Here is a 13,203-nt window from a genome sequence, read left to right as displayed (position 1 = left end):
GCTGATCATACCCGCCCGCCGGTGCGGAGCTTCGCGGGTGACAAGGTCTCATTTACGCTTGATCAAGAGGCAGCATCAGGGCTTCACAAGCTGGCACGGGAAAACGGAAGCACACTGTACATGGTGCTCCTTGCGGCCTACACCGCGTTATTGTCACGCTTAAGCGGCCAGGAGGATATCATCGTCGGATCGCCAATTGCCGGCCGTCCGCACAAGGATCTTGAGCCAATACTCGGCATGTTCGTGAACACGCTGGCACTGCGGACACGCCCGGAGGGCGGGAAGCCGTTTGTGCAGTATTTGCAGGAAGTGCGCGCCACTGCATTGGAAGCCTATGAGCACCAGGATTATCCGTTCGAAGAGCTTGTCGATAAGCTTCAACTAACACGGGATATGAGCCGGAATCCAGTATTTGATGCGATGTTTATCCTTCAAAATATGGAAAAACAGGACGTAGAATTGGAAGAAGTAACAGTCCGGCATGCCAATTTCGCACAGCACATTTCTTTATTCGATATCACGTTACTAGCAACGGAAACAGATGGTGCCCTTTGCTGCGAATTGGAATTCAGTACAGAAGTATTTCTGAAATCTACCATTAAACGCTGGGCAGCTCATTTTAGCGAATTTCTGCATGCGGCCATTTCTAATCCTGAAACAAGACTTTCACAAATAAACATACTTAGTGAAAAAGAAAAACAAAAAATACTCACTGAATTCAACAAAACTCAAGTTGAATTTTCTCAAAAAGATGTCGCATTCCATCGCATATTTGAAGCAAGAGCTGAAGAAACACCAGAACATATAGCTGTTATTGATGACGAAACAGAGATTAGCTATCGGCTTCTAAATGAAAAAGCCAATCGCCTGGCACGGACATTGCAAAGAAGAAAAGGGAAGAGACCAACAGTGGCTGTTTTAGCCAAGCGGTCCATTGATGCAGTTGTTGGAGTGCTGGCAGTGATGAAAGCCGGCGGAGTGTATATCCCAATCGATTCACACTATCCAAAAGCTCGCATTGAATACATTCTTCGTGATAGCGGGGCAGATATTCTTCTTTTACAGCAGGAATTGAAGTATTTGATTCCAAACTCACCTGAATCTGAAATGTCTAATATCTGCCTTGATGATGAAGCCTCGTATGAAGAAAATGGCTGCAACCTGAACTTATCTCCTGTTCCTGACGATGCAGCATATATCATTTATACGTCAGGAACTACAGGTTCGCCAAAAGGTGTTATTGTCACCTATCGAAACTTTACTCATGCTGCTCTTGCATGGCGTCAAATTTATGGGCTGGATAGGAAGCCTGTCAGACTGCTTCAAATCGCGAGCTTTTCATTCGATGTCTTCTCAGGAGATTTGGCAAGAACATTGACCAACAGCGGAACTCTTATCGTTTGCCCGGATGAAAAGCGGCTGGAACCTGCTGAAATTTATAAAATCATGAGCGATAAGAGAATCACGATGATGGAATCCACACCTGCTCTCATTATTCCGGTGATGGAGTATATATACCGTAACCAGCTCAAGCTTCCTGACTTAAACATACTGGTTCTCGGTTCTGACATGGTGAAAGCTCAAGATTTCAAAACATTAATGGAGCGCTTTGGCCAAAGCATGCGCATCATCAATAGCTACGGTGTCACAGAGGCAACGATTGATTCGAGCTTTTATGAAACAAGTATGGGAGAAGAGTGGACGGGAGATAACGTACCAATCGGCAGCCCGCTTCCAAATGTACGCTTGTACGTACTCAGCCAGACTGATCAAATTCAGCCGATTGGCGTTGCCGGCGAACTGTGCATCGGCGGTGCAGGAGTTGCGAAAGGCTATCATAATAAGCCTGACTTAACACAAATAAAATTTACAGAAAATCCATTTGTCCCAGGAGAAAGACTGTACAGAACCGGTGATAGAGCCTGCTTGCTTCCAAATGGAATGATCCGGCTTCTTGGCCGAATGGATTACCAAGTGAAAATAAATGGATACAGAATTGAAACAGAAGAAATTGAAAGTGTTCTGCTTCAAACGGAGCTTGCAAGAGAAGCTGCTGTTACCGTTCAGCATGATAAGAATGGACATGCTGGTTTGGCAGCATATATTGTGCCTGCAGATGTCAATACGAATGCTCTCCGTGCTGCTTTAACAAAGGAACTGCCAGCGTATATGGTTCCTGCGCATCTGATTCCTTTAGAAAATATGCCGCTGACCCTGAACGGAAAGTTGGACAGAAATGCCTTGCCGGCTCCAAATGATGTGTTGTCGCGCTCATATACCGCACCAGTTAACCACATACAAAAAACGATGGCGTATATATGGGAAGATGTACTGAGCATGTCACGAGTCGGCATTCACGATTCCTTTTTTGCACTTGGCGGAGACTCAATTAAAGCATTACAAGTGGCAGCACGGCTGGCCGCTGAAGGCTGGAGCATGACAATACGCGACTTATTCCGTTATCCAACAATTCATGAACTAAGCGGACATCTCACACCATTGGCATCTCAAGCGGACCAGGGACCTGCGGAAGGTGAAGCTGACCTCACCCCGATTCAGCGAAGATTTTTCGGACAGGCTCATGCTTTTCACGATCATTATAACCAGTCCGTCATGCTTTTCAGTGAAAAAGGATTCAATGCTACCGCGCTTCGTCTAGCGCTGCGCAAAATAACCGAGCATCACGATGCAATTCGCATGGTTTTTCAACGAGACCAAAACGGCCATGTCGTTCAGTATAATCGCGGAATGAATCATAAGGATCATGAGCTGTTCGGCCTTCAAATCAAAGACTGGACAAAAGAATTGCTGGAAAGAACTTATCTTGATGAAAAACTATCAGCTGAGGAAACCGTCATTCAAAGCAAAATGAATGTACAAAAAGGGCCTCTGCTGCAAGCTGGTTTGTTTCAAACGGCAGAAGGGGATCATCTTCTGATTGCGCTTCACCATCTTGTGATAGATGGCGTTTCATGGAGAATTCTGCTTGAGGACTTAGCGGCAGCATACCAGCAGGCTTTAGAAAAACAAGAGATTCAATTACCGCCAAAAACCGATTCTTATTTGTCCTACGCCAGTGGTCTTGCACAAATAGCTGAAAGCAAACAAGTGCTTGCAGAAAAAACGTATTGGCAAACGATTTTGGATGCTCACACTGCTTTTCTGCCTAAGAACACGGGAAATATGCCGGGCAGACTGCAATTGAACAGCGATAGCTCAATGTTTACACTATCCGGGGACTGGACTGAAAAATTGCTGTTTGAAACCCAGAAAGCCTACGGCACTGATGCCAACGAGCTTTTGCTTACGGCTTTAGGATTGGCGCTTTCTGAATGGACAGGGCATGACCAAATCGTGATCAGCACTGAGGGACACGGAAGAGAAGGGCATGTGCCAAATATTGATATTTCACGGACTGTTGGCTGGTTTACTTCCATTTATCCTATTCTGCTGGACCTGAGTATTCCTGAGCCTTTCGAAGATCAGCTCGCTTACCGAATTAAGACGACAAAAGATATGCTGAGAAGAGTGCCAAACAAAGGAACTGGCTACGGATTGTTAACACAGATAGGAGAACTGCGGCATAAAGAGCCTGAGGTCAGCTTTAATTATCTCGGCCAATTTAGCGAAGAGAAGGAATCTGAAACGTTTCAATTATCATATTACCAGCCTCGTTACGAAATAGCGGATGAGAGAGAACGGGAATATGAGCTGGACATCAATGCTCTCATTACAGACGGACGGCTTCAAGTAAAGGCGGTATACACCCAAGCATTCAGCAAACACACAATGGAGTGTTTTATGGATCGTTTCCACAGGCATCTTGTCGATATGATTGAGCATTGTTCGCAGAAAAAAACACGCGAAAAAACGCTGAGTGATTTCAGCAATAAGGAATTAACGTTGTCGGCATTATCTAGCATCGAAAATCTTGTGAAAGATCTTTAACTTTTGAAAAGGTGTGTGGAATTGATGGCACAATCGGCACAAATTCAAGATATTTATCCGTTATCGCATATGCAGGAAGGAATGCTGTTTCATTCACTGATGGATTTCAGCTCGAAAGCCTATGTCGAACAGACCTCGTTTACGATCACGGGGAATTTATGCATCGACTCGTTTCAAAAGAGCTTAAACCTTCTCGTTTCCCGATATGATATTTTCAGAACGATTTTTATTAAAGAAGTACCAGATCTTACAGGACCGCAGCAGGTAGTCTTATCAAATCGCGAATTGACAGTGTATAAAGAAGATTTTTCTCACTTGGCTGATCATGAACAGCAGGTGCTGATCGATGAATTTATGACGAAGGATCGGGAAAAAGGATTTGATCTGCAAAAAGGTCCGTTAATGCGTCTTGCCCTTTTTGATAGAGGCGACAGCAAATATACGTGTGTATGGACACATCACCATATCATCATGGATGGCTGGTGTCTCGGCATTATTCTTAAAGAGTTTTTCAGCATGTATGATTCACTCAGCAATAACAGGCCTGTGCAGCTTGGCAGCACGGTGCCATACAGCCGCTATATTGAATGGCTTGGAGAAAAAGATAAAGAAGAGACTGCAGCTTACTGGAGCGAATATTTGGAGGGATACGGCAATACCGCTTCTATTCCCCGGATAAATCCCCGCCCAGCGAACGGGGATTATAAAGCTGCACAGGTCAGCTTTTCTTTAACACCGGAAATGGTTGAGAAACTGACAGAGGCCGCGCAGAGTTGGGGAGTTACACTAAATACGTTGTTTATGAGTATTTGGGGCGTGCTTCTGCACCGATATACCGCAGCTGATGATGCAGTTTTTGGTTCCGTTATTTCAGGACGTCCGTCAGTGATTGATGGGATTGAATCAATGGTCGGCTTGTTTATTAATACGGTTCCAGTGCGAATCCGATCTGCGGAGGGCATGACGTTTTCTTCGCTGGTCAAAGCTGTGCAGGAGGATATTTTATCATCTGAACAGCATGGGTATTACCCGCTTTATGACATTCAGAACCATAGTCCATTGAAGCAAGGTTTGATCGATCATATTTTTGTCTTTGAAAATTATCCTGTACAGCTTGATCAGGCATTACGCATCGAGAGCGAGAATGAGGAAAATGCGCTGAAGCTGAGTGACATTTCAATGTCGGAGCAAACCAATTACGACTTTAATATCGTTATCGTTCCGGGAGAATCATTCTATATTAAATTCAGCTACAACGCAGCTGTTTACGAACGTGAAGAGATGCTGCGGATTCAGGGCCATCTAAAGCAAGCGCTGGATTGCATTGTGACACATCCCGATATTGCCGTCAGTGACATTCATATCGTGCCGCCGGAGGAGCAAAAGGCTATCCAATTGTTTAACGAAACAGAGCGTCCTTATGTGAACAAAACAATATCCCAATTGTTCGAGGAGCAAGCTCACAAAACACCTGAAGCTGCTGCATTGAAAATGGGGGATGAATGCTGGACCTATCGCCAATTAAATGAAAGAGCCAATCAGATTGCGCACGCCCTGATAAAAAAAGGCGTTGGATCTGGAGATGTCGTCGCTGTGATGATGAGGCGGTCAATGGAGATGCCTGCAGCTTTGCTCGCCATTTGGAAAGCGGGGGGCGCTTATATGCCGCTTGATCCAAATTTTCCAACAGAACGTCTTTCTTTCTTGCTGAAGGACAGTCAAACGGTTCACTTGCTGATAGAAGAAGACCTCATGACATGTATCCCGCCGCACTATGAAGGAAAAATGATACCGATAGAACGTACAGAAAGTCACCAAACAGCAGCTCCAGATGTGCCGCCCGGTGATCTTGCCTACTTAATCTATACGTCGGGAACGACAGGGAGGCCAAAAGGTGTTCTTGTTGATCACGAAGGCATTGCCAATACATTGCAATGGAGACGGGAAGAATATGGCATGGCCGAACAGGATATATCCCTCCATTTGTTTTCATATGTGTTTGACGGCTGTCTGACAAGCTTGTTTACCCCGCTTTTATCCGGTGCGTGCGTATTGCTGACAACGGATGACGAAGCCAAGGATGTGCTAGCCCTTAAGAGAAAAATAGTACGCTATAAGGTCAGTCACATGATCATTGTTCCTTCTCTGTACCGGGTGTTACTGGAAGTGCTGACTGCAGAGGATGCAAAAAGCCTTCGGATTGTGACATTTGCGGGTGAAGCAGTCACGCCTGATCTGCTTGAGATGAGTCAAAAAATTTGTCCTTCTGCAGAATTGGCAAATGAATACGGACCCACAGAAAACAGTGTGGCAACAACAATATTGCGTCAATTGAACGAAAAAGAGAGGATCACGATCGGACACCCGATTGCAAACACGAAAGTATTTGTTTTACACGGAAATCAAATGCAGCCGATCGGCGCGGCAGGCGAACTGTGTATTTCCGGCGCGGGTCTTGCCAGAGGGTACTACAAACATCCAGATCTGACAGATAAAGCCTTTTCCGATCATCCGTTCCTTGAAGGGGAGCGTGTATACCGAACAGGTGATGCAGGCCGCTTTTTGCCGGACGGAACGATTGAATATGTCGGACGTTTTGATGATCAAGTGAAAATCAGGGGTTACCGCATTGAACTGAGAGAGATTGAAATGGTTCTTCGACAGGCACCAGGTGTAAAGGAAGCAGCGGTACTGGCCCGGGATGTTTCTGCTGAGGAAAAGGAGCTCGTTGCTTATATCGTACCGGAAAAAGGAAACAGTCTCCCGGATTTGTATCGGCATCTTGCCGGAACACTGCCGTCCTATATGATCCCCGCAAGTATGATCAACATCATCCGGATGCCATTAACGTCCAGCGGGAAGCTTGACCGGTCAGCACTCCCTGAACCTGAAAGCAATGCGAGCCTCACCTATATGCCGCCCCGAACTTTAACCGAAGCGGATCTCGCACTTATTTGGGAAGATGTGCTGAATAAACAGCAAATCGGCATTCGCGATGATTTCTTTCAGTTAGGCGGACAGTCCTTAAAAGCCGCCGCACTGGTTTCAAGGATACATAAAAAGCTGAATGTCGAGCTGCCGCTCAGTGAGGTTTTTTCTAACCCGACGATTGAAAGCATGGCAGTCAAATTGATGAGCTTAAAAAAACATGCTTTTACACAGATTGAGCCTGCGGATCAAAGAGATGTCTATCCGCTGTCTTTCTCGCAAAAACGATTATATGCTCTTCATCAGCTGGCAGATGACAGCACAGGCTACAACATGCCCGCTGTACTTGAATTAAACGGAAACCTGAATCACCAGCGGCTGAGAAGTGTTCTCACAGAACTTGTGAATCGGCATGAAGCATTGCGGACTGGTTTTATGCTTGACAGAGGCGAGCCCGTGCAGATCATTTATCCAGAGATGGCTTTTGATCTGAAAGAGCTTGAAATGGGTTCAGAAAAAACGCTTCAGACTGCAATTGAGTCCTTTATCAAACCATTTGATCTATCGTCCGGCCCGCTTTTTAGAGCTTGTGTCATTTCGATGGGCAATAAACGCGGATTTTTGCTGCTTGATATGCATCATATTATTGCTGATGGTGTCTCGATGAGCACTTTAGTTCAAGAATTTACTGACTTATATTGCGGAAAAGAGCTGCCAGCTTTAAACCTGCATTATAAGGATTTTGCTGTTTGGCAGCAAGAGAAGTACCCGAGAGAGCTGTACAAAAAACAGGAGGCCTACTGGCTCAACCAGCTAGGCGGGAGTCTTCCTGTGTTAGATTTACCGCTTGATAAAACAAGGCCGCGCCTCCCTGATTTCAGCGGCGGAACAATCGAAGTACACATTGATAAAGACATGGCGGACGAGCTGCACCATTTAATGGCTGAAACGGGAACAACATTGTATATGATCCTTCTGGCTGTCTATTCTATTTTGCTTTCCAAGCTAAGCAGGCAAGAGGATATTGTTGTCGGCTCGCCTGCTGCCGGAAGACCGCACGCCGATCTGGAACGCGTCATCGGAATGTTCGTCAATACGTTGGCGATGCGCAGCCAGCCCGAAGGCCATAAAACGTTCAGCTCTTATTTGCAGGACATTCGCCACCTGGCTCTGATGGCTTATGAACATCAGGATTATCCTTTTGAGGAGCTGGCAAATAAGCTCGATACACGTCGAGAAGTAAATCGCAACCCGCTGTTTGATGCGATGCTCGTGCTTCAAAGCAGTGAGGATTTTCAGTTCGAAGTGCCAGGTTTATCGATTTCGTCTGTCACTCCAAAACACGATATATCTAAATTCGATTTGACATTACACGCTGAGGAGCATTCGGGCGGAATTCGCTGCCGTTTTGAATACAGCACTGCCCTTTTTGAAGAGAAGACCATCGCACGGTGGGCATCCTATTTTATTGAGCTGTTAAAAAGTATCACGGCGGATACCGAGATGAGAATTTCGGATATGCAATTGCTTCCTGCTGCAGAGCGAAATTTGCTCCTTGAAGAAATGGGACAGTATGCGGCATTTCCGAAAAACGAAAACATTGTAAGCTTATTTGAAAAAAAAGCCGCTCAGCATCCGGAGCATCTCGCAGTGGTGTGCGGCAACTCTCAGCTTACTTATCGAGAGCTGAATGAAAAAGCAGAGCGGACAGCTGCTATGCTGATTAAACAAGGAGTCAGCACTGGGGATATCGTCGGGCTGATGCTCGATCGGTCACCTGATATGGTCATTGGCGTTTTATCGATTTTAAAAGCCGGGGGAGCCTATTTGCCGATTGATCCTGAATATCCTCATGAACGTATTAGCTTTATGCTTAATGACAGCGGGACAGAAATATTGCTGACAGAGCGCGGTCAAAACAAACCTGCAGGCTACAGCGGGCATATGTTGTATCTCGATGAAGTCGAAACTGACTCCATTCCAGCTAATGTAAACATTCAAGAAAACCTAGCGGATCAGCCGGCATACGTGATATACACATCCGGAACAACTGGCCAGCCAAAGGGTGTCATTGTCGAGCACCGCAATGTAATCAGTCTCTTAAAGCATCAAAATCTGCCTTTTGAATTTGGTCATGAAGACGTCTGGACGTTCTTTCATTCATATTGCTTTGATTTCTCTGTATGGGAAATGTTTGGTGCGTTATTGAACGGAAGTACACTCGTTGTGGTCTCTAAGGAAACAGCCCGTGATCCCCAGGCATTCCGATTATTGTTAAAGAAAGAACGCGTCACTGTACTCAATCAGACCCCGACAGCTTTTTACGGCCTGATGCATGAAGATCAAAACCATACGGATCGATTAAACATCCGATACGTCATTTTTGGCGGCGAAGCTTTACAGCCCGGCATGCTTCAAAGCTGGAATGATAAATATCCTCATACTGAACTGATCAATATGTACGGTATTACAGAAACAACAGTACATGTCACAGTCAAAAAATTGTCCGCAGCTGATATTGCCGCAAATAGAAGCAATATCGGACGGCCTCTTTCAACTCTGCAGGCTTATGTGATGGATGCTCATATGAACCTGCAGCCGATCGGAGTTCCAGGAGAGCTTTATATAGGCGGTGAAGGCGTGGCACGGGGATATCTCAACAGAGTTGAGCTGACCGCTGACCGTTTTGTACCCAATCCGAATCTCCCGGGGGACAGATTATACCGAACAGGAGACCTTGCGAAACGCCTGTCAAATGGCGAGCTGGAATACTTAGGCCGCATTGATGATCAGGTGAAAGTCAGAGGGCACCGTATTGAGTTGGGTGAAATCCAAGCGGCTCTTCTTCAGCATCCGATTATTAAAGAGGCAGCTGTCATTACAAGAGCAGATGAACAAGGACAAACAGCTATTTATGCATACATGGTGACAAAAGATCAACAGGCCGCGAATACATCAAATATTCGTGCTTCTCTAAAAACCATGCTGCCTGACTTTATGCTGCCCGCCCGTTTGATCCAGATTGAAAGCATCCCGCTGACTGTTAATGGAAAGCTTGATCAGAAAGCCCTGCCTGAACCTGAAAAACACGCTTATCCTGCTGATGATATCAGCCCAAGAAATGAGATTGAAAAGGTGGTGGCTGAAATTTGGGAGGAGCTTCTTAGTGTGGATGAGCTGGGCGTAAACGCTAATTTCTTTGAGCTGGGCGGAGATTCTATTAAAGCGCTGCAAGTTTGTGCCAGACTGAAGCAGCGCGGATTCGAAACGACAGTACGTGAGATGTTTGAACATCAGACTCTTGGTGAACTGTCCGCTCAGGTTCGAAAAGATGTGCGCGTCATTGACCAAGGCCCGGTCGAGAGCGAGATCACTTGGACACCTGTCCAGCAATGGTTTCTCTCTCAATCTCTGGAAATCCATCATTTTAACCAGTCTGTTATGCTTTACCGGGCTGAACGATTTGATGAGATTGCACTTAGAAAAGTGCTAAAAAGCTTGGTGACTCATCATGACGCACTGCGAATCATATGCAAGGATGACGATGGCCACCCGGTGCAGTTCAATAGAGGGATTGATCTTCCGGATGAGGAGCTATATGCTCTTGAACTGTTTGATGTAAAGGGTAACGTAACAGAAGCACAAAACAGGATTAAGGAAACAGTCAGCCAGATGCAGAAGCATATTTGTTTGGAAACCGGCCCTTTGCTTCACGCTGGATTGTTTAGAACCGAAAATGGTGACCATTTGTTTCTGACGATTCATCACTTGGTTATTGATGCGGTTTCATGGCGCATTTTGTTCGAGGATTTTTCAACAGCTTACAAACAGGCAGTCATAGGAGAATCTATTCAACTGCCGCAAAAAACAGATTCATATTTAACGTATTCACAAAGAATAGCTGACTATTCTAAAAGCCGCCAGATGCAGCGCGAAGTAGCGTATTGGGACGAGCGTGAGAACCGTCACATTCAACCTATTCCTAAAGACAATGACGCAGCGCCTAACACATTCAAAGAGACAGAAGTGATTGATTTTGAGCTTTCCCGTCATCACACCGAATTATTATTAACGGCTGCACATAAAGCATACAGCACGGAGATGAATGATATCCTGCTGACAGCTTTAGGTCTTGCTTTGCAGCGATGGACGGGCTCTAATCAGTTTAAAATCAGCATGGAGGGCCATGGAAGGGAACCATATCTTGAGGACATTGATATGAGCAGAACAGTCGGCTGGTTCACCTCGATTTATCCTGTGTGGCTTGATATGAGCGATTCTGATCATAAGAACAAAGATGAACGGCTGAGCCATCTCATTAAACAGACAAAAGATATGCTGCACCGAATACCGCATAAAGGCGCAGGCTACGGTGTGCTGAAATATATCAGCAACAGATGGGGCTCTGAGAAATACAGCCCGGAAATCAGCTTTAATTATTTAGGCCAGTTTGATCAGGATATTCAATCAAAAGCCTTTGAGGTTTCTGACATCAAACCGGAAAATGAGATCAGCCCGAACTGGGAGCGGCCTTATGCACTGGATATCAGCGGCGCTGTTTCTTCTGGGTGCCTGAACATGCACATCATCTATAACAGGCTGCAATTTGAGGAAAAAACAATCCAAACATTTGCCGGGCATTTTAAACAGACACTGGAAAACATCATTGAGCATTGTACGGGCAAAGAAAGCCGAGAATGGAGCGCATCTGATTTCACTGATGAAGATTTAACGCTTGATGAACTGAGTGAGATTATGGGAGCCGTCAACAAACTATAGGGAGAGGAGATTCAACTGATGCCGCAGCAACCCGAAATACAGGATATATACCCTTTGTCTTTTATGCAGGAAGGGATGCTTTTTCACTCACTGTATGATGAACAGTCAAGAGCTTATTTTGAACAGGCTTCTTTTACGATTCATGGACAGCTTGACTTAGAGCGTTTTCAGAAAAGTATGGAAGCTGTTTTTGACAGATATGAAATCTTCCGAACAGCGTTCATCCATAAAAATGTAGCTAAACCTCGTCAAGTCGTGCTCAAGCATCGTCATTGCCCTGTTCATTTTGAAGATATTTCCCATCTCAATGAAAGGGATAAAGAACATTGTACCGAGGCATTCAAAGAGCAGGACAAATCCAAAGGCTTTGATCTCCAAACGGATGTACTGATGAGAATATCTATTTTAAAATGGGCGCCTGATCATTATGTCTGTATCTGGAGCCACCATCATATTTTAATGGATGGCTGGTGTTTAGGCATCGTCATTAAGGATTTTCTTCACATTTATCAAGCGCTGGATAAAGGACAGCTTCCTGATTTGCCTCCCGTACAGCCGTACGGGACGTATATTAAATGGCTGATGCAGCAAGAGCGTGAAGAAGCAGCTGAGTATTGGAAAAAGAGGCTTCAGCATTTCGAAAAATCTACGCCTCTGCCAAAAAGAACAGATCAAATCCAGGATGGGACATTACAGCAGATCACGTTCACCATTCCTGAAAAAGAAACCTCGGATTTACAGAAAATCGCAGCGGCTTCTGGAGCGACACTAAACACTGTGTTCCAAGCTTTATGGGGGATTATGCTCCAAAAGTTTAATCGCTGCAGCGATGCTGTGTTCGGATCAGTTATATCAGGCAGACCTTCTGAGCTAAAAGATGTGGAAAACATGGTCGGACTTTTTATCAATACCATTCCTATTCGGGTCCAAAGTGATTCTCTTTCTTTTTCTGACTTAGTCAGCAGGATGCAAAAGGACATGACTGAAGCAGAAGCGTATAGTTACTTCCCTTTATATGACATTCAGGCGCAGAGTGCTCTTAAACAAGAGCTGATTGATCATATTATCGTCTTTGAAAATACACCTACTCAACAAGAGATTGAAGAGCTGAATCAAGCTGGATCATTTGATTTCTCCGTGAAAGATTTTGAAATGGAAGAGGTAACTAATTACAGATGCAGTGTCAAAGTGATCCCAGGGCGTACTTTGTACGTTCGGATTCATTTTCATACAGGCGCTTATCAGCCAAATATGATGTCTGAGATAAAAGATTATTTACAGCACATGATCTCTGATGTCATCTCTGATCCATCTCTTCCTGTGTCAAAGATGACATTGCTAGATGAGGACAAAACACGGAAAATCGTTTCTCAAAATAACAGGACAGTATCTGTTTCGTCTGAAGCCCCAACCTTGCATGGGCTGTTTGAACGTCAGGCAGCTGTCACACCGGAGCGGCCGGCTATCCGATTTTCCGGCGGTTCCCTGACGTACGCTGAGCTTGACCTGTATGCCAGCCGGCTGGCCGCCCACCTCGCGGCACGCGGC

3 protein-coding genes are annotated in these 13,203 nt (G+C 45.3%); all 3 read left to right on the top strand.

The genetic code is table 11. The features are described from left to right. The coding region (locus V756_RS0116670; RefSeq protein WP_024715661.1) for a non-ribosomal peptide synthetase at nucleotides 1-3,948 on the top strand (3,948 nt) is incomplete at its 5' end. A 24-nt stretch (nucleotides 3,949-3,972) separates the two neighbouring features. Next, complete coding sequence (locus V756_RS0116665) at nucleotides 3,973-11,655, top strand: non-ribosomal peptide synthetase (RefSeq protein WP_024715660.1); 7,683 nt, start codon at nucleotides 3,973-3,975, stop codon at nucleotides 11,653-11,655. 18 nt (nucleotides 11,656-11,673) lie between these two features. Beyond that, nucleotides 11,674-13,203: condensation domain-containing protein (locus V756_RS01000000122665; protein ID WP_032682142.1), on the top strand; the 1,530-nt coding region annotated here is incomplete at its 3' end.

Source organism: Bacillus tequilensis KCTC 13622 (assembly GCF_000507145.1).
Classification (GTDB): domain Bacteria; phylum Bacillota; class Bacilli; order Bacillales; family Bacillaceae; genus Bacillus; species Bacillus tequilensis.
The sequence above is the reverse complement of the archived record's forward strand: the minus strand, read 5'-3'. Positions and strand labels throughout refer to the sequence as shown.

What these genes read in the sequence shown, in the direction of transcription:
- V756_RS0116665 (WP_024715660.1), top strand. Translation starts at nt 3,973, where the DNA reads ATGGCACAATCGGCACAAATTCAAGATATTTATCCGTTATCGCATATG.